Source organism: Rhodococcus sp. BS-15 (assembly GCF_000813105.1).
In the GTDB taxonomy this organism is placed as follows: Bacteria; Actinomycetota; Actinomycetes; order Mycobacteriales; family Mycobacteriaceae; genus Rhodococcoides.
In genome coordinates this window covers 1-18600 of record NZ_BAOX01000075.1, presented here as the reverse complement: position 1 = coordinate 18600, position 18600 = coordinate 1, and the positions used below count along the sequence as shown (strand labels likewise).

Annotated in this window: 18 protein-coding genes and 2 pseudogenes; 10 read left to right on the top strand and 10 right to left on the bottom strand. The window is 63.3% G+C overall.

What is annotated here, in order from left to right:
- The 3 genes and pseudogenes from RHBS_RS11535 to RHBS_RS30450 all read left to right on the top strand — a co-directional run.
- Nucleotides 1-474: pseudogene (locus RHBS_RS11535) on the top strand (Fe-S oxidoreductase); the annotation flags it as partial.
- A 172-nt stretch (nucleotides 475-646) separates the two neighbouring features.
- Nucleotides 647-1294 (top strand): hypothetical protein, encoded by a 648-nt coding sequence (locus RHBS_RS11530; protein ID WP_237669168.1) that lies wholly within the window; start codon nucleotides 647-649, stop codon nucleotides 1292-1294.
- Entirely contained in the window at nucleotides 1249-1638 is a 390-nt protein-coding gene (locus tag RHBS_RS30450) for a hypothetical protein (RefSeq protein ID WP_237669167.1), read from the top strand. The genes RHBS_RS11530 and RHBS_RS30450 overlap by 46 nt, the downstream gene beginning before the upstream one ends.
- Nucleotides 1639-1682: 44 nt before the next feature.
- On the opposite strand, the gene RHBS_RS11525 is transcribed toward RHBS_RS30450, so the two are convergent.
- The 5 genes from RHBS_RS11525 to sbnA form a co-directional block, all read right to left on the bottom strand.
- Nucleotides 1683-3119 (bottom strand): L-lactate permease, encoded by a 1437-nt coding sequence (locus tag RHBS_RS11525; protein WP_187298451.1) that lies wholly within the window; start codon nucleotides 3117-3119, stop codon nucleotides 1683-1685.
- A complete protein-coding gene (locus tag RHBS_RS28940; RefSeq protein ID WP_187298450.1) occupies nucleotides 3116-3799 on the bottom strand; it encodes a hypothetical protein in 684 nt (227 codons plus the stop codon). The genes RHBS_RS11525 and RHBS_RS28940 overlap by 4 nt, the downstream gene beginning before the upstream one ends.
- A 133-nt stretch (nucleotides 3800-3932) precedes the next feature.
- Nucleotides 3933-4694 carry an FAD/NAD(P)-binding protein gene (locus RHBS_RS11520; protein WP_187298449.1) on the bottom strand — a complete coding sequence of 254 codons (762 nt, stop codon included), beginning with the start codon at nucleotides 4692-4694 and terminating at the stop codon, nucleotides 3933-3935.
- A gap of 13 nt (nucleotides 4695-4707) precedes the next feature.
- Complete coding sequence (locus RHBS_RS11515; protein WP_128645595.1) at nucleotides 4708-5661, bottom strand: 2,3-diaminopropionate biosynthesis protein SbnB; 954 nt, start codon at nucleotides 5659-5661, stop codon at nucleotides 4708-4710.
- The gene (gene sbnA, locus RHBS_RS11510; protein WP_236745372.1) at nucleotides 5658-6644 is read right to left on the bottom strand and encodes a 2,3-diaminopropionate biosynthesis protein SbnA; all 987 of its coding nucleotides are present in this window, start codon (nucleotides 6642-6644) and stop codon (nucleotides 5658-5660) included. The genes RHBS_RS11515 and sbnA overlap by 4 nt, the downstream gene beginning before the upstream one ends.
- 144 nt (nucleotides 6645-6788) lie before the next feature.
- On the opposite strand from sbnA, the gene RHBS_RS11505 reads away from it, so the two are divergent.
- Nucleotides 6789-7670 carry a LysR family transcriptional regulator gene (locus tag RHBS_RS11505; protein ID WP_128645593.1) on the top strand — a complete coding sequence of 294 codons (882 nt, stop codon included), beginning with the start codon at nucleotides 6789-6791 and terminating at the stop codon, nucleotides 7668-7670.
- Nucleotides 7671-7962: 292 nt separating this feature from the next.
- Nucleotides 7963-8232: a hypothetical protein gene (locus tag RHBS_RS11500; RefSeq protein ID WP_128645592.1), complete on the top strand. Its 270-nt coding sequence runs from the start codon at nucleotides 7963-7965 to the stop codon at nucleotides 8230-8232.
- Here RHBS_RS11500 and RHBS_RS11495 read toward each other — a convergent pair.
- Nucleotides 8225-10138: a prolyl oligopeptidase family serine peptidase gene (locus RHBS_RS11495; protein ID WP_128645591.1), complete on the bottom strand. Its 1914-nt coding sequence runs from the start codon at nucleotides 10136-10138 to the stop codon at nucleotides 8225-8227. The genes RHBS_RS11500 and RHBS_RS11495 overlap by 8 nt on opposite strands.
- Nucleotides 10139-10239: 101 nt before the next feature.
- Between RHBS_RS11495 and RHBS_RS11490 the strand changes: the two genes are divergently transcribed.
- The gene (locus RHBS_RS11490; protein WP_128645590.1) at nucleotides 10240-10467 is read left to right on the top strand and encodes a DUF3263 domain-containing protein; all 228 of its coding nucleotides are present in this window, start codon (nucleotides 10240-10242) and stop codon (nucleotides 10465-10467) included.
- 6 nt (nucleotides 10468-10473) lie between these two features.
- On the opposite strand, the gene RHBS_RS11485 is transcribed toward RHBS_RS11490, so the two are convergent.
- Together RHBS_RS11485 and RHBS_RS11480 are read right to left on the bottom strand one after the other, a co-directional pair.
- A complete protein-coding gene (locus RHBS_RS11485; RefSeq protein WP_128645589.1) occupies nucleotides 10474-11211 on the bottom strand; it encodes an SOS response-associated peptidase in 738 nt (245 codons plus the stop codon).
- Nucleotides 11212-11252: 41 nt separating this feature from the next.
- Complete coding sequence (locus RHBS_RS11480; RefSeq protein WP_187298448.1) at nucleotides 11253-11807, bottom strand: TetR/AcrR family transcriptional regulator; 555 nt, start codon at nucleotides 11805-11807, stop codon at nucleotides 11253-11255.
- A 55-nt stretch (nucleotides 11808-11862) separates the two neighbouring features.
- Between RHBS_RS11480 and RHBS_RS11475 the strand changes: the two genes are divergently transcribed.
- The 3 genes from RHBS_RS11475 to RHBS_RS11465 all read left to right on the top strand — a co-directional run bounded on the left by RHBS_RS11475 (nucleotide 11863) and on the right by RHBS_RS11465 (nucleotide 15671).
- On the top strand, nucleotides 11863-12768 hold the full coding sequence (locus tag RHBS_RS11475; RefSeq protein WP_128645587.1) for an SDR family NAD(P)-dependent oxidoreductase: 906 nt from the start codon (nucleotides 11863-11865) through the stop codon (nucleotides 12766-12768).
- Nucleotides 12769-12848: 80 nt separating this feature from the next.
- Complete coding sequence (locus RHBS_RS11470; protein WP_032396087.1) at nucleotides 12849-14099, top strand: pyridoxal phosphate-dependent aminotransferase; 1251 nt, start codon at nucleotides 12849-12851, stop codon at nucleotides 14097-14099.
- 213 nt (nucleotides 14100-14312) lie between these two features.
- Nucleotides 14313-15671, top strand: coding sequence for a YibE/F family protein (locus RHBS_RS11465; protein WP_121871031.1), 1359 nt, complete (start codon nucleotides 14313-14315; stop codon nucleotides 15669-15671).
- 80 nt (nucleotides 15672-15751) lie between these two features.
- On the opposite strand, the gene ald is transcribed toward RHBS_RS11465, so the two are convergent.
- Nucleotides 15752-16834 carry an alanine dehydrogenase gene (gene ald / locus RHBS_RS11460; protein ID WP_128645586.1) on the bottom strand — a complete coding sequence of 361 codons (1083 nt, stop codon included), beginning with the start codon at nucleotides 16832-16834 and terminating at the stop codon, nucleotides 15752-15754.
- Between the two features lie 116 nt (nucleotides 16835-16950).
- On the opposite strand from ald, the gene RHBS_RS11455 reads away from it, so the two are divergent.
- Complete coding sequence (locus tag RHBS_RS11455; RefSeq protein WP_187298447.1) at nucleotides 16951-17475, top strand: Lrp/AsnC family transcriptional regulator; 525 nt, start codon at nucleotides 16951-16953, stop codon at nucleotides 17473-17475.
- 6 nt (nucleotides 17476-17481) lie between these two features.
- Here the strand turns inward: RHBS_RS11455 and RHBS_RS28935 are convergent.
- Nucleotides 17482-18600, bottom strand: a pseudogene (locus RHBS_RS28935) (hypothetical protein); the annotation flags it as partial.

Genomic DNA, 18600 nt, shown 5'->3' with positions numbered 1-18600 from the left:
GTGAAGTCCGGATTCAAGAAGCCGGGAGCCAAGGCACCGGGTACGCCTGCCGAAGCGCCGGTGTCCGAGGCACCTGCGACAGAGGCTCCTGCCGCCGAGGCACCGGTTGCCGAGGCCACGGCATCGGAGGCACCCGCTACCGAGGCTGCAGCAGAATCCAAGCCGACCGTCCAGCCCAAGGGTCTGGCCGTGAAGTCCGGATTCAAGAAGCCGGGTGCACGCACGCCCGGCGCGGCCGCTGCACCCGCTGAGCCGAAGACTGCAGAGCCCGAGAAGGCCGAGCCGACTCAGGAAGCCGCTGCACCCGAGGCTCCGAAGACCGAGGCACCGGAAGCAGAGGCCCCGAAGGCCGAGGCGTCGGACACTGCCGGTGAGGCCGCATCCAACGGTTCCGATGATCGGACTCCGCCCAAGCCGAAGGCCGGTGGACTCGGATTCGCTCCGGGAGCCAAGGTTCCGGGTCGCCGGAAGTAACCTCACACCCTTTTTACCGACTGCGCGCCCTTGCTCAATTCAGAGCAGGGGCGCGCAGTCGTCAGTAGGGGTGTGAGGTCCCCCGACCCTCGGTTATCCACAGGCACACCAGTTATCCACAATCGGACGCTTGGGGGTTGTCGAAAGCGATTGCGCCCGAGAGCATTTCTTCATGACCCGCTTCGTCTCGCGATCCGACGCTCTCTCCCGCGGAATTTCCGACGCAGAGCTGCAGCGCTACTGCCGAACGCGAGCGTGGCGTCGACTCCGTCCCGGAAGGTTCGTCAGCAGAGACGAATTCGACGCACTGCCCATGGAAGACAAGCATCGAGTCATCGCCGAGGCCGTGTTCGACGCGACCATCGCCCCCGATGCCGTGGTCAGCCATGTGAGCGCAGCAATATTCCACGGTCTCGACGTATGGAATGCCGACCTGAGCCGAGTGCACATCACGCGCAATCGTGCCCGTGGCGGCGGTCGTAGCAGCGCCGTTCGAGCAGTGCACACCTCGCCGTACATCGACGACGATGTCGTGGACTTCGACGGCGTGCGAGTCACAGGCCTGGCGCGCACCGATGCCGATTGTGCTCGCTCACTTCCGTTCGAGACGGCCGTCTGCGTCGCGGACTTCGCTGCGAGAACCCGCGGCCTCACCACCGAAGATGTTGTTGCAGCATTGGATTCATGCCCCAACCACCCCGCAATCGGATGGCCCGTCGAGTCGCAGAATTCATGGACGGCAGATCCGAGAGTGTCGGGGAATCACGCGCCCGGGTGTTGCTGCATCAGCTGGGCTACAGCCCGCAACTACAGGTACTGATCACAGATTCCCGCGGCTTCGTCGGCCGCGTGGATTTCGATCTGCCCGACATCGAGACCGTTCTCGAATTCGACGGCAAGGTGAAGTACGGACGCTACGTGCCCGAGGGGAAGTCTGCGGCCGATGTGTTGTGGGACGAGAAGCGTCGCGAGGATCGCATTCGCGCAACCGGCCGTCAGGTGGTGCGCATCGCCTGGTCGGATCTCGATCACCCCGAGCTCGTCGGGCGGATGATCCGCGATGCTGCCGACAGAGCGGGACGTGGCAACCGAGCGACCTTTCTACCGACTGCGCGCCCCCGCTCACGTCAGAGCAGGGGCGCGCAGTCGTCAGAAAGTGTGTGAGGTCCACTTCCGGCTCTGCCCATCTCATTCGCTCGCGTAGCAGCTCACAAAGCGATCATCAAAGCAGCACCGATCACCATGATCAGCACGACGAGGCCAAGAATTTTGAAACCGAACCTCAGCATGCGTGTCTCTTCGTCGCGAGTTCCTTTGCCTGCCACAGCGAGAACAAGAAGAGTCTCGGGAACGGACGCAAAAATCGAATGCCCAGCGCCACTGTTCTGCAAGGCAACTGCAGCGGAGCCAGCACCGAAGAAATCACCGATATTCTGTTGCGGAATGACCATCAACGCATTGGCACCGGTGTTCGATCCCACCAGGTAACCAGAAATCACGGCCAGCAAGGGAACGAACACAACGAAACCGATGTCACCTGCTCGACCAACCAATGCAGCGAGATCACCAACCGCCCCAGAGTAATTCATGAGTTGAGCAGCCGCGGCGAACCCGAACAAAGCAACCAGCGGTTTCCAACCGCCTTGCGCGGCAATCCGGACAGCGCTGACGTTCACATAGCGCCAACCGAAACCCACGGACACGATCAGCAACGCGAGACCGGGAGAGAGCAAGGGCTCGAATGAAACTCGCCCAGCGTGCAGCGCTACCGCGGTTCCCCAACCCGTTGCAGCGTCGGCGACACGCGCAACCAAAATAAGTGCCACGACCACCAGAAACGGAGACAAGGCCCGCCACGGTGGTGCCGTGGCGGCCTGACGACGAGCTGCCAGGAGCATGTAACCGAGTACGCCGGTCACCGCCCCTGCTGTGACGCCGGCGAGTGGCACCAACCCGACGAAGTTCATACCTATGAGCACCAGCGCGAACGTGACGCCCAATCCTGCCGCAACGACGATGGTTCGGGTGCGTTCGGCTCGATCGGAGACCAGCAGCGCAGTCACGATCGCGAAGGCCGGAAAGATGGCTGCGCTGAACAACGATGATTGAAAGCCGATGTCGCGGGCGGTGTTACCCGATAAGTCGGCAGCCACCGTGGTTGCCAAACCAGCGGTGCCCCAGGGCATGATCGTCAAACTGAGCATTGAGGCCAGCAAGGCCTTCGCTCGGGGTAGCAGTTGCAACAGGACCGGCACGGTGACAAGGAGCGAGACGCCGAAGCCTGTGATCGATTCGAGTGCCGGTGCAAATCCAACGGTGAGAATGACGGTCGCGGTGGCAGGACTGACGGGCCAGCGCTCGATCCACCCGACGATCGTCGCGTGCGTGCCGTTGCGACGCAGCACTTCGTTGAGGAGCAGTCCTGGGAAGATGATGAGTCCTGCATCGGCGGTCAACAGGATTCCTGCTTCGAGCGCAGGTGGGGATGCCTCCACGAGTGCGGCAGTACCGAGTACGACGGCAAACATTGCGGCGGCAGCAAGGACCGAAGCCAGCGCGACCTGCCACGCGGCACGTCGGACGATCAGTACGCCGACCACGACGATGACGGCCGGGACAAGGACGATCATCAGTTCGAGGGTCATAGTTCGACCGCAACTCTGGGCTGCACGCTGCCCACCAACTCCATGAGGATCACGTCGAGTTCTCGGTGGGCTCGAGACGGAACTGCCGGCGAGGGAATGTAGTGGTTGTAGTACGAATACCCCTCGGCAGGTGGCCCGACAACGCATATCGACTGGGGTCCAGCGCTGGTGTGCAATCGAGCTCCTTCGATACGTCCTGCAGGTAAAAGCGAAGACGCAGCGGCCGAGGTCTCCCTGGCATCCAGGATTTCGTCGACGGTGACGACCGAGGGGACGGTCAATTGTCGTGACACGACCTGGAACCCATCGCCTACTGGTGTGAGTATGGGATCGGGGCCCGGTCCCAGTTGCAATATTCCTGACTGGTGGAGTGCGATCAACTCCGCGATGCGTTCTTTCTGCGGTCCGATGACCAGGCGGTTGATCAGGTTGGGGGTAGCGGCGAAGAATGCTGCCTTCACCCTCGGGTGCGCATCGTCCACGGCTTGGCGAATCTGTTCGCGATTGGTTCGCAGAGCTTCCAGAGTGGCCTTGTAGTTGCTCTTGGAAATACCTGCTGAAGCCTCGGTCAAGTCCCATCTGGCGTCGGCGAAGACGGTTCTCGAATACGTTTCGTGATCGACCCACATCTTGTCGTCTGAAAGCTTGTTGTGTAGGCGCTGCTGTTCGCGGTCGTTCAATCGCGGCGATAGTTCATCGATGAGCATTCTCTGGGCGCTATTTCGCGGATCCGTCGACGCGGTGAAGTACTTGTAAAGGAGAGAATCGACATTGTCTGCGAACAGATCGCTCGTATGGGCTCGACCATATGGATCAGTCTCGGGTCTGGCTGCGGGCAGTTGGCCAGATCGGCTGGTGAGAGTGAGGAAGGGCTCCTCGCCGCTGATGGTAGGTGAATATTCCAGCGGTGTCACGAGTGAAACGGCCGCCGCGCCCGACGGTGAGGTGCGCGACAAGATCCATGGCAGTCAGACCCATGCCCCTGAGCAAAAGTCGTCGGCGCGGAGGCACGCGGTCCAGTTCGAGCTGACGGGCGGACCGATCTGCTCCATGACCGGTGGCGATGATGACCAAGTCGTAACGCAGCTCGGTCGAATCTGTCGCCGTTCTGACAGTTGCGCCTGTAGACAGCGCGCGCACGGCGGTTGCTTCGTAGCGGTGCACCTTCACCGTGAGACGGTCGGTGTCGGTCGTGAATCGGGCCGCTGCTTCGGCGAGGTACTTGCCGATCAGGCCACGAGGCAGAAAGTCCGTGCGTTCCGGCCGTCGCTCATCGCCATACTCGACCACCGTCTGGCCGTTGTCTCGAACCCACTCGTAAAACGTGGGACCCGGCTTGGTCGGGGCTCCCGGGAAAACCATCTCGGCGTCGGTGTACACCGTCAGTTGGGACGCAATGGTGTTCAGTCTGATGAACTCGGGGAGGTCGGGATCGTGCACCCCCCAACCGTCCGATCGGCTCGAGTCGAAGACGTCGATCGTGGCTGCAAAGTCTGTCTCGGACAAATGCGCTCCGACACGTTCGAGGGCGACCAGTCCGCGAGGTCCGAAGCCGACTATGGCAACTCGAATCATCGAACGCTCCATCCTAGAAGAAGTCCACAATGGCGGGGTGTGCGGTGTTATCCAAGACATGGACAGCGGCCGCAATGTCCAGAATTCCGAGACCGAACGGCGACACTATGACCGGTCGATTGTCCAGGGACACTTCACCGGCAAGCAGTTCGGGAATTGTTCCGTTGATGAAGTCCAGGTGCCCTACTTCGCTACTTGCGAGCTGGAGAGAAGTGCCCTCGCGCACAGCGTGTTCCGCGTCGTCCACGATGTTCTGTGCGTCTAGGAGAACGGAAGGTTCCAGATCACGGAGTGAGACGTGCAGGACTACTTGACCATCTCGAAAAGGACGCGACACGAACGGAGCCTGAGCGGTTGTTGCGAACACGACCAGGTCCGAGTCCAACGCTTGCTCGAGACCAAGTGTCTGAGTGACGCCTATCGAATGAGTCAGCTCAGCGGCGCGAACGGGGTCGTTGTCATGGACTGCGACGGGGGCGCTCAGGCCGAGGTGGTGAAGGTAGTCGAGGATGCTGACCCCGATATAGCCCGCGCCGATCAGTCCGATGGACCCAGGCCCGTTCCCGCGGGTTCGATAGATGGAATCCGCCGCCAACGCAGCGGATGCTGCCGTGCGGGCAGCGTTGATCGGCGAGGCGGCGATAAACGCAACGGGATAACCGGTCTGCATATCGTTGAGGACTATCGATGCGAAGGCTCTGGGACGTCCCGATTCCAGATTCGCAGGGAAGCTGGATACCCATTTCACGCCCGCGTAGTCTCGACCGGTCGAATTCTTAAACCGCGAAAGCAACGCAATAATACGGTCCGCTGGACGGTCCGCGAAACGAAGAAAGTGCGAGCGTGGGGTCTGCTCAGGGTTGACGCGGTGCGCCTTGTAAGCGGCCGCAACAAGTTCCAGAACGGAATTTTTGTTTTGCAGCGCATGGGATGTTTGACTCTGATTGATGATAGAAACCGCGTTCACGGCTGGAGCTCATTTCTTGTCGGTGTTGCCGGTACAGAGGGTACAACTGCGCCAAATGTTGTCGCGACCCAGCAATCGTCGAAAATTGTGTTCAAATATCGTTGACCAGAATCCGGTGAGATACCGACCACGACATCGTGTTTTTTGAAACCTGAATCGTACCGGCGAATGGCTGCCATGACGCTTCCAGTGCTACCGCCCGCCAGCAGACCGTGCTCCCTCGCGAGGCGGCGGCATTCGACAACCGCGGCCAGCTCGTCCACGAGTTCGATATTGTCGACATCGAGGCCCTGTACGTGACCTGGACGCCTGCTGGTACCAAGCCCTGGGATGTATCGCGGAGCAGGATCGTCCCCGAAAGTCACAGATCCGACAGTATCGACGGCGACCACCGTGGTAGCCGTTCCCAGACGGCTCAAATAGTCGACTACACCGCGGATGGTGCCCCCTGTGCCGACTCCGATAAACAGATAGTCGATGTGGTGAAATGCTGCGGCAAGCTCCGGACCAGTCAACGCCATGTGCGCAATCGGGTTACTTGGATTCTGATATTGGTTCAGCCAGATCGCGGTTGAGTCGGTAGCTATGATCTGATCGATAGCAGCCAAACGCGTACCGAGATACCCCCCGTTTTCATCGCGATCACACACACGGTGGATCTCTGCGCCGTAGGCTTGCATTTCTGCAATCGCAGCCACATTGCTATTGGGATCGACTACACACCGAAACTTGTAATTTCGAGCGGCACAAATCATTGCCAAAGCAATGCCGAGGTTCCCGGACGACGATTCGATAATCAACCTTCCCGAAAGGTCTCCGTGTTTCTTCTCGGCGTCGCTGATGAGATATCGAGCGGCCTTCATTTTTACGGATCCAGCAGTGTTCAAATGCTCGACTTTGAGGTACAACTCATCCGTGTAGACGACTCCTGGTAGCTGAAGATATGGATCGAATGTGGTCAGTTCTTCCGGCCGGACGGCCAAGGTCAATCCCTCCCCGGTTTCGCTGCTGAGTGCAATGGCTCACTCATGACATATCCGCACTACGCGCATCGAGCAGGAACGAAACTAGCTCAGCTGGCAGAGCTGGGGGTAATGCCGAATCAGCGCGCACTATGCTTCTGAAACATGGGACTGGAACTTCGTCACCTGCAGGCGCTCATCGCAGTGTCCGAGGAGGGCAGCATTTCTCGTGCTGCGCGCCGTTTGCATGTTGGACAGCCGGCTCTCTCTCGCTCCATTGCGCAGCTCGAACGCGAAATCGGAGCTCGACTGTTCGACAGAACGTCTGCCGGCGCGACGCTGACGACAACCGGTGAGGCCTACCTCGTCAGGGCCTCGCGGGCGATCTCGGCGTTCGATCTGGCCGTGCAACCTCCCGAGTCGGTGGGCACAGTCACAGTCGGCTACGTGTGGTCGGCCTTGGGATCTCTGACCAACACAGTGTTCGAGACGTGGAATGCCACCAAACCACAGGAGCAGTTGATGCTCAAGAGGTTCGCGAGCCGCACCTCCGGTGTCGAGTCGGGAGAGGCCGACCTGGGGATAGTTCGGCAGGGAATCGCCTCGGTCAGCTTTTCCAGCTCGTTGTTCGGTGAAGCAAGAGTCGTCGCACTGTCCCAGCGGCATCGGTTGGCGGACCGTCCGGAGCTCGCACTCTCCGACCTTTCGGACGACATCATCGTGCTCGATATCATGTCGGGCACAACCACAATGGACCTATGGCCTGCCCATACCCGTCCCTTCAGTCGACCGATCGAATGTGGATCGGTCGACGAATGGAACCATCATGTGTCGCTGGGCCACGGAATCGGAATCACGGCCGAGTCGACGCCACACATGCACCCTTATCCAGGGATCGTCTACGTACCCATGAAAGCGACGACGCCGCGCATCGAAGTCTTCTGCATCTGGGACAGTCCCCACTTGACCCCGGTCGCTACCGAATTCTGCGCAATGGTTCGGACGGTTCACAAACACCAGCTCACCTCGAAATCCGAAGGTTCCTAGGCCTGCGCGTCAGCGGCATGTCCGAAGCGGATGGATAAGGAATCGACTTCGTCTGACCTCGAGCAGCACAACCAGCTCAGATGACCGCGATGCTGCAGACAGAGCGGGACGCGGCAACCGAGCGACCTTTCTACCGACCGCGCGCCCACGCTCAAGTCAGAGCAGGGGCGTGCAGTCGTCAACAGGGGTGTGAGGTCCCCCCACTCCCACTGCATCCCCCCTCGGCAGTGGCCGAATCGGACATCGTGAGTATGGTCGGACTCGAAGGCGTACCGACAAGTAGGGAGCAGGCATGACCGACGACGCGGACAAGCTCTTTCGCCGCTACGACGAGTGGTGGACGGCTCTGTCACCGGACGATCGAGCGCACGTCGAGCAGTGTTGCGAATCCGGCCGCACCGACGAGCGCCTCTGTGCACTCATCCGCGAACACGACGGCCCGTCGAAGGCAGCGTTCGAGGCAGGCAGCAAATTGTCCGAGGGCAACAGCAAGTACTGCGCCATCCCCAGCGCGCTCCTCGAGTTTCTGGAAGCGAAGCGCGCGCACCCACCACTCAGCTAGCGGGACGCCACAACTTCAGCTCCGGGATTCCGGGCGGCGTGAAGCCCATGACCTGGCCGTAGAAGGACAGTTCGGATTCTCGCGCGTTCACCTGTGTCTCCAGTTTGCGGAATCCGTGCGACTCCCCCGCATAGGCCAAGTAGGCGTGCGGGATTCCCTTCTTCACCATGGCATCTCGGAACCGCTCGGCCTGTGACGGCGGCACGATCGGATCGTCGAGCCCCTGCAACAACAGCACCGGGCAGGACAGTCCGTCGACGTTGTTGACCGGCGCACGGGTGCGGTACAGGTCGATGGCCTCGGGCAACGGTCCGATGAGCCCGTCGATGTAGCGGGACTCGAAGTCGTGAGTCTCGGCGACGAACAGCTCCAGCTCGGCGACACCGAAGTACGATGCGCCGCAAGCGAACACGTCGGAGGATGTCAGCGCGGCCAGAACAGTCCAACCACCTGCGGATCCGCCTTCGATGGCCAACCGGCGTGGGTCGGCGAGTCCGCTGTCTGCCAGCCCCTGCACTGCGGCGATGGTGTCTTCGACGTCGACCACTCCCCACTGCCCGCGCAGTCGGTCGCGGTACTCACGGCCGTATCCACTCGACCCGCCGTAGTTCACATCTACGACGCCGATGCCGCGGCTGGTGAAGTAGGCGAACAACGGGTTCAGAGCGGGGGCAACGTGCGCGGTCGGGCCGCCGTGAACGAACGCGACGTACGGCGGCAGTTCGCCGTCCAACCCCTCGTAGGACGGGTTGCGCGGCGCATAGGTGATGGCGTGCACCTCACGGTTCGGCCCTTGGAACGTCACCTGACGACCCTCGGGCAGGTATGCGCTGTCGGGTACGGATTCGAAACCCGAACGTACCGAGGTCAGTTCGCCGGATTCCAGGTCGAGGGCGAACAACCCCGCTGCCACCCGAGCTCCGCCGCACTTGAGGAGCACGGTCGCCCCGGAGCGCCCACCGAGCCCCACCGAGGTCACACCGTCGAGCGCGATGTCCTCGAGTGCCCCGGACGCCGGATCGAGTACCGCCAGCGTGTCGGTGCCGACGGTACGCACGGTGAGCAGCTTCCCGTCGTCGAGCATCGAGTACCAGCTCGCTCCCAATCGCCACAGCGGAGCCCCGAAATCGGCGTCGAGCGCCCGAAGCGGTGTGACCGATCCGTCGAGCGTGACCGAATACAGGTTCCACCAACCACTTCGGTCGCTGATGGCGTACAGCGATTGGTTGTCGATCCATTCCGGCTGCATCACCGATTCCTCGGTCGAGCCGAGCAGCACCGTCCATGCGCCGGGATCAGCGAGGGAGGCAACGCGTAGTTCGGTTCCGTCCCAGGGCATCTGCGGGTGGTTCCACGCAATCCATGCGATGCGGGTGCCGTCGGGTGAAAGTTTCGGGAACGCAAGGAAGTCCGAGCCCGCCACCAGCGAGCGCACTCCGCTGCCGCCGAGATCGATGGCCACGATGTCTCGTGACACCGCGCCCGCGTCGTGCATCTCGCGAACTGCGATCACGTGGGTGCCTACCACCGAGAGATCGGCGTACCGGATGCTCGACGCCACAGCCGGTTTCGGAGTCAGCGGTGCGGGTGCGCCGCCGGGGGTGAGTCGGTAGACGCGTTGATCGGAGAATTCGGCGAACACCAGGTCGCCGGCTGCCGTCGCGGTCCAGGCTCCCCCGCCGTATTCGTGGACGCGGGATCGGGCGTTGAACGGTGCGGGCAGAACAGGCTGTACTTCTCCGTCGACATAGCGGCAGATGGCCGTCCGGCCCTGTTCGGCGGGCCGCAGTTCCGACCACCAGATCTCGCTGCCGACGAAGCACCCACCCTCGACGGGGTGGCCCGCCGACGACAGATCTGCTGCGGTGATGGGCGAGGGCCAGGATCCGAAGGCGAGAGCGGTCACGCCGTCCACCTTAGTGAACTGACGTGCACGTAACGCGTTGTTCACCGGCCCTTCAACCGTGACCCGGATGATAGGAGTCAAGTAGCACTAGGGGGAACACCATGCGCCGGACCACTACCCATTCGGTGGACCACGAGATTCTGACATTCGGCCGAACCTGGCGTGGGTACGGCGGTGGCAGCGACGAGGACATCTACGTGGCATTCGGCGTCGACGCGCGTACCTACTTCCAGCGATTGCGTCGAATCCTCGATTCGCCGGTCGCCGAGGAGCTGACGCCGGACGAGCGGGCCGCGATTACCGACATCTGCCGGTTGCGACTCGCCTGAGCCGCGCTACACCGGCGTCAGCAGCTCCGGGCTGTTGTTCTTCACGCTGTTCACCGCGGTGCTCACCTCGTACGGCTCGAGACGTGGTTCGGGGATCGCGGCCAACATGTCCTGAACCGCGCCGAGGTCGGTCACGGTGGGATCGAGCCAACTCGCGCGCAGATCAGGTGGGAGTACGACGGGCGAACGATCGTGAATGTGTCCCAGGGCGTCGGCAGCCGGCGAGGTCAGCACGGTGACCGACCAGACCCAGCGGTTTTCGTCGTCCTCGGCTTTGGTGGGGTCTCGCCACAGCTCGTAAAGGCCCGCCATTGCCAATACGCCCCCAGGAGTGGAGCCTGCGGAACGACCCGTGTCACCGTCGTGTAAGAAGTACGGCACCTTCGCGCCGTCGCGCTTCTCCCACTCGTAGTAACCGTCGGCAGGGACGATGCATCGCCGACGGCTTGCTGCCTTCTTGAACGACGGCTTCTCGGTGATGGTCTCGGACCTGGCGTTGATCAGCCGGGAACCGATTTTCGCGTCCTTCGCCCACGACGGGATCAGGCCCCAGCGCACCGACCGCAGTTGTCGCACGGCGTCGGCCTCGGGTTCGTCCTTCGGAGGCCGTTCGAGCACCGTCCGGACTGTCTGTGTGGGGGCCACGTTGTAGGACGGCGGCACCTCCGCACCGATGGTCTCGGCGATGTCGAACACCGCCTGCAGGTCGCTGTCACTCCGGGTACTGGCATACCGTCCGCACATGGAACGAGATTGTTCCACCCGGCACCGACAACCACTACGGACTACAGGTTGCGAAACTCCGCCAGGACGGCGTCGAGGTGATCGCCCAGACGCAATCCCGAGGTGACCCACCGTTCGCATGCCTCGTTCCACAGGGCCATCGTCATTCGCGCCGTCAGCGAGGCTTCGTTGCGCTCGACACCGGCAGCGACGAGCCCAGCAGACAACGCCGCCTGCATGTCGAGCTGGATCACCTGTTCACGCCCTCTGAGTCGGTCGCTCGCAGCAATGACACGGTGACGCACCACGAAGCCGTCCCGGTCGAGGTCGAGCGCGTCCGCAGCGGCGTGCAGCGCATCGTGCATCAGTGACCCGAGATCGTCGGCGTGATCCTCGACGACCCGCGCCACCGCATCGAGCAACGCAGTTTCTCCGGAGAACAGCACCGCATCTTTGTCTGCGAAGTAGCGAAAGAACGAGCGGGCGGACAGGTCGGCCCCGTCTGCGATCTGCGCAACGGTGGTGTTTTCGTAGCCCTGCTCCGCGAACAGTCGCACTGCCGCGGACGCCAGCCGATCTCGCGTGCGGAGCTGACGTCGGGAGGCGGGCGCAGACACCGTTCGAGTACACCACCTCTCGATACTGCGCGCAATAATGTCATAGTGTGCCAATATGATATTAACTGACAGACCCATTCTGATCACCGGTGCAACCTCCGGCCTCGGCATGCAGGCAGCATTGCGCCTGGCCGAACGTCACCCCCTGATACTCACCGCGCGGTCCAACCGACGGCTGGCCGAACTCGAAAGCGCGATTCCCGGCCAGACGTACGTCGTCTGCGACCAGTCGAGCCTGGACTCGGTACGCGCCGCGGCCGAGCAGATCAGTGGGCCACTGCAGGCAGTCGTGTTGGCTGCCGGGATCCAGACGGTGGACACCTCGGCACGAAGTTCGGACGGATACGAGCTGACGTTCGCCGTCAATGTGCTTGCGCCACATCTGCTTCTGGGAATGTTGTCGCCGCACGTGCAGGAGACGACAGTCGTGCACGTCGGATCCGGCACGCACTACGGACAATTTCGACGCTCGTACGCGATGGTGCCCGCGCCGCAATGGGCATCGGCTGGACAATTGGCCACCATCCGCGGGATCGGCGGTGGCGTCGCGTACTCCACGAGCAAACTCGCGTTGCTTCACCACACCCACGAGCTTGCGCGACGCGCACCGAAATCCGTCGTCCCCATCTGTTTCGATCCCGGAATGATGCCGGGGACCGAGCTCGCGAGGTATCGCGGTACCGTCGCCCAATTCGCGTGGAAGCGGGTGATGCCGATCCTGCGACCGCTGCCCGGAGTGTCAACACCCGAGGTGTCGGGCCGGAACTTGGCCACCCTCGCACTGGCGACCGGGCCGCGTGGAGACTACGTCGAGATCGACCGTCGGACTGCCTCCTCGGACGAGTCCTACGACGAGGCGAGAGAACTCGAGCTGTTCGACGAGCTGAACAGCCTGGTCGGCCTCGATCCGACCGCCGCAGCACCGTGGTGGTCCGGTCGACCCGATCCGGCTCACGGTTGACCGCACGTTCGCGCGCGAAACAACCCCGCGCGAAACAACCTTGTGGAAACCGATACCGCCCACCTGGCACGATGTGACGGGTGACCACTCCGCAGATCCATTCCCAGCCGCGTTACCGCACGTTGCAGCAGTCGACCAAGCTGCAGAACGTGCTGTACGAGATCCGCGGACCGGTACACGCCCACGCCGCCCGCCTCGAGGCCGAGGGGCACCGCATCCTCAAGCTCAACATCGGCAATCCGGCACCGTTCGGATTCGAGGCTCCCGACGTGATCGTGCGTGACATGATCGCGGCGCTGCCGGTGGCCCAGGGGTATTCGGAGTCCAAGGGCATCCTGTCGGCCCGCCGGGCCATCGTGACGCGCTACGAACTCGAACCGGGCTTCCCGGAGCTCGACGTCGACGACATCTACCTCGGCAACGGGGTGTCCGAGCTCATCACGATGACGATGCAGGCGTTGCTCGACGACGGTGACGAGGTGTTGATCCCGGCCCCGGACTACCCGCTGTGGACGGCGATGACGACGCTGTCCGGCGGCAAGGCCGTGCACTACATGTGCGACGAGGAGAACGGGTGGAATCCCGACCTGGCCGACATCGAGTCCAAGATCACCCCGAAGACCGTCGCACTGCTGGTGATCAATCCCAACAACCCGACGGGCGCGGTGTACTCGAAGGAGGTGCTGCAGGGCATCGTCGATCTGGCACGCAAGCATCAGCTGCTGTTGCTCGCGGACGAGATCTACGACCGGATCCTCTACGACGACGCAGAGCACACCTCGCTGGCGAGCCTGGCTCCCGATCTGCTTTGCCTGACGTACAACGGACTGTCCAAGGCGTATCGAGTGGCCGGTTACCGCGCCGGATGGCTGGCGATCACCGGACCGAAGGCGCACGCCGCAGGTTTCATCGAGGGTATCGACCTTCTCGCGTCGACGCGGCTGTGCCCCAATGTGCCAGCGCAACATGCCATTCAGGTTGCACTCGGCGGATATCAGAGCATCGAGGATCTGATCCTGCCCGGCGGCCGCCTGCTCGAGCAGCGCGACGTCGCGTGGGAGAAGCTCAACGCGATCCACGGCGTCTCGTGCGTCAAGCCACGGGGTGCGCTGTACGCGTTCCCGCGCCTCGATCCCGAAGTGCACGAGATCTACGACGACGAGAAGCTCGTCCAGGATCTGCTGCTGCAGGAGAAGATCCTGGTGGTTCAGGGCACCGGATTCAACTGGCCCGGCCATGATCACGTCCGCATCGTGACCCTGCCGTGGGCACGAGATCTGGCCGTGGCGATCGAGAGGTTCGGTAACTTCCTCGCGTCGTACAAGCAGTGAGACGCCAAGTTACCGAAAAGTAGTTGAAAGTGATGCACAAAACATCGGGGCGATCACGCCTGAACGACGAATGATCTGTACATTGGCGGACGGCACTTCGGTGCCCGCGAGCCTGGTCGTACCCCTCCCCCCCGGGTCGGTCAGGTGGTGGCGGGGGACGCCCCCCCTGCTCCCCGCCACCGAGCTCCTCGCATCGGCCACTAGCCTGGCACCGTGGAATCACACGGCAATCCTCCCGACGGCAGTAAGCCGAGCCTCGGATCTCAGGTGGGGCATGGTCACGGGCACGGCCACAGTGACGCACCGGTGCCGTTGGGGCCGGTAGCGGCCAAGGTCGTCGTCGGACTCCTGGTCGCCATTGCGATCGCCGTGATCGGCGGTGCCATCGCTCTGTGGCCCAGCCAGCAGAGCATCGATATCCCGCTGCCGTTCCAGACCTCCGGCGGAGGTGCGGTGTCCACCGAGGCCGGCACCATCACCTCGCAGAGCATCGGGCCCTGCGGCAGTCCCGACGCAGGCCGAGCGTTCACCGGCGACCCGACGCCTGCAGTCAACGACTCGTACGAATGTCAGCGCAGCATCGTGGATATCACCACCGGTGAGGACGCAGGCAAGCGGACGGTACTCGAGATCGCGCCCGGTCCCGGCCAACCGACCCTGAGCGCCGGTGAGGACATTCGGCTGGTTGTGCAGACCGACCCCGCCGGTGGGGTCCGCTACTCCTTCAACGACTACTCGCGCGGGCTGCCGCTGGCACTGATCGTCGGTGTGTTCGCCGTGGTCATCTGTGTCGTCGCCCGCTGGCGGGGATTCCGCGCACTGGTGGGCCTGCTCATCGCGTTCGCCGTGCTGGTGGTGTTCATGCTGCCCGCCCTGCTCGACGGTGCACCCGCCATTCCGGTGGCCCTCGTCGCCGGGGCGGTGATCCTCTACGCCGTGCTGTATCTGGCGCACGGGGTGAATCTGCGCACCAGCTCGGCGCTGTTGGGCACTCTCACCTCCATGGCGGTGGCGGCGGTGCTGTCCTACGTCGCCATTCGCATGACCCACCTGACCGGGTTGTCCGAGGAACAGAACACCGCCGTCCAGACATACATCGGCAACGTCAGCGTCACCGGCCTGCTGTTGGCCGGCTTCATCATCGGCTCACTCGGAGTGCTCAACGACGTGACGATCACGCAGGCGTCGGCCGCCTTCGAGCTCGCCTCGGTGGACGAGACGGCATCGCGACGCGAGATCTTCACTGCCACGATGCGGGTGGGGCGTGACCACATCGCCAGCACCGTCTACACGCTCGTGCTCGCGTACGCCGGTGGCGCGCTGCCGCTGCTGCTGCTCTTCAGCGTCGCCGACCGGTCGATCCAGGACGTGCTCACCGGAGATTCGGTGGCCATCGAGATCGTGCGCTCCGCGGTGGGCGGTGTGGCGCTGGCGTTGTCGGTTCCGCTGACCACGGCGATCGCCGTGCTGCTCGCGCGTCCCATCAACGTCACAGGACCCTCGAACCGAGCAGAGCGCCGGGCCGCGGTATCCACCCGCAAAACCCGGCGCTCCGGCCGCCACAGTGCGTGAGAGCGGCTGCGACCCATGTGAGCAGAAGTTCGTAGTGGGCTACGAGTTTCTATGCACGTGCGGCGGAGCCGCTCACCCGCTCAGGCGAATGCAGCCGCGACGGTCTCCGAGAGCGAGGCACCGTTGTGCGTGCTCAGTCCGGCTTTGAGACCCGAGTCCGCCTCGCATGCAGCTTCCCAACCCTTGTCGGCGAGTGCGACCACGTACGGCAGGGTCGCGTTGGTGAGCGCGTAGGTGGAGGTGCGCGGAACGGCACCGGGCATGTTGGCGACGCAGTAGAACACCGACTCGTGCACCTTGTACGTGGGATCGGCGTGGGTGGTCGCGTGCGAATCCTCGAAGCAGCCGCCCTGATCGATGGCGATGTCGACCAGAACCGAACCCGGCTTCATGCGCTGAACCAGGCTGTTGGACACCAGCTTCGGTGCCTTGGCACCCGGCACCAGCACTGCGCCGATGACGAGATCCGCTGCGAGAACGGCCTGTTCGAGCTCGTAGGCGTTCGATACCAGCGTCTTGACAGCCCCGCGGTACTGATCGTCGATGGCGCGTAGCGCCTTCACATCGAGATCGAGCACGGTGACGTCGGCGTGCATGCCGAAAGCTATTGCGGTGGCGTTCTTTCCGGAGACGCCGGCTCCGATGACGACGACATTGGCAGGGCGCACTCCGGGTACTCCGCCCATCAGAACTCCACGTCCGCCTTCGCTCGACATCAGGTGGTAGGCACCGGCCTGCGGGGCGAGGCGTCCGGCAACTTCGCTCATCGGAGCGAGCAGCGGAAGCGAACCGTCTGCAGCAGTGACGGTTTCGTATGCAATGGCTGTGGTACCCGACTCCAGCAGCGCATCGGTGCATTCCTTGGATGCGGCGAGATGCAGGTAGGTGAACAGCACCTGCCCCTTGCGCAGACGCGAATACTCCTCGGCGATAGGTTCTTTGACCTTGAGCAGGAGGTCGGCCGACTCCCAGACCTCGTCGACATCGGTGAGGATCTGTGCGCCGGCGGCTTTGTAGTCGGTGTCGGTGAACGACGATCCGGCCCCTGCCTCGGTTTCGATGATCACTTCGTGTCCTCGCGAGACCAGTTCGTGCACGCCCGCCGGGGTGATGGCCACCCGGTATTCGTGGTTCTTGATCTCGCGTGGAATTCCGATCTTCATGGCGGCCTCCTCGGTGGTGGGTGACGTGAAGCCGGGGCTCCATCCGTGTAGGCCAACTATGAATTATCTACGGAATAGCCGCAACGGAAGTGAAGATAATTCTGTACACTCCGAAAATGGTGAGCAATAGTTCGTTCGAGACGGGCGGCAAAGGGTCCCAGCCGAACGATGTTCGGCCGATCCCACTGGACCGAATCGACCACATCCTGCTCGACGTGCTCCGCCGCGACGCCCGCACACCCAACAACGCACTCGCTGCCGCGGCCGGTGTAGCGCCATCCACCGCACTGGCCCGAGTTCGTGCCCTCGTCGAACGTGGCGTCATCCGCGGCTTTCACGCCGAGATAGATCCCGAGGCTCTCGGCCAGGGCATCCAAGCGATGATCTCGGTTCGGCTGCAAGCGGATGCTCGACGGCGCATCAGCGAATTCGGATCGAAGATCGCCTCGCGGAAGGAGACGCTGAACATCTACTTCATAGCCGGTGCGGACGACTTCCTGGTGCATGTGGCGACCGTCGACACCGCCACCCTTCGTGACTTCGTCGTCGAGAATCTCAGTGCCGACCCTGCCGTGGCCGCCACCGAGACCATCCTCATCTTCGAGCACATCCGACCGCGAAACACACACGCGGACAAGTGAGTTCGATCAGGGAGCGGGAGGAGCAACCGGCGGGAACACCGGCAACGTGAAGTCCGGGAAACCCGGGATCAGCGGAGGCGGCTGCTGCGTCGTCGGAGGAACGGTCTCGACGGGCGGCGGCGGAGCAGGCTCGGCCGTGGCCGTAGTCGGCTCCGGCGTCCACGGCTCCTGGTAGACCTCGGTCTCCGGCGGCACCGTGGTCGGTTCGACGGTCGTGGTCGGTGCAGGCGCGGGCGCGGGCGGCGGCAGGACAGGAGCGGGTATCACCGGTGTGGGAGCCACCGTGGTGGTGACAGCAGGAGCTTCGGTCTGGCTGCGACTGACCGAGGTGTCGACCACCTGCGGTGTGTTCTGTTGGGTGAGCATGAACGCGGAAAGGCCGACCACCAACGCAAGACCGAGCGCGAGAACACCTCCGGTGCGAAGCTTGCGCCGAGCCCGGGTGCGATCGTCCTCGCCGTCGTCGTCGTCGTAATCGGCGTCGAGCCAGTAGACGTTCTTCAGCTGGAACGGAACAGGCTTGCCGTCGTCGGCTGCCTCGGACCCGGCAGCAGAACTCTCGGCAGACGAATCCCCCGTGTTCGCGCTCAACGCAACGACCTCCCCGTCGACCCGCACCCCCTGCACGTGGTCGTCGAGAACATCTTCCACTACCGGTGACGTCTCCGGAACCGAATCGACTGCAACGGAGTCGGATGAGTCGGTGAATCTCGAGGAAGCGAACTCTCCCGCCGTGGCGGTGGGCTCGGCAACCGTGTCCTGAGCCTTCGAGCCCTCGCTGATCGGTGCCGCCGCGATCCAGGGACGGGCGGGCACAGGTCGCGCTGCCGCAGGAGCCTGGACAGGTACGGGCGGGGCGGCGTGCTGAGATTCCGTGCGAGCCGGAACCGGTCGGACCGGCGCAGGCAGCGGAAGCGGTACCGGAGGCGACACGGGTTCCGAGCGAACCTGCGACGTGGATGCGATCGACGCAGCGGACTCCGCCGGCCGGCCGGCGTCCGGTGCTCGTCGTGTTCCGGTTCGCGTGCGCGAATGCGGTCGCGCAGTCAGTGCCGCTCCACGTGCGGCAACGGTCTCGGGCTCGGTCGGCACGATCGACGGCAGTTCGAGCAGCGGTCCGACGCG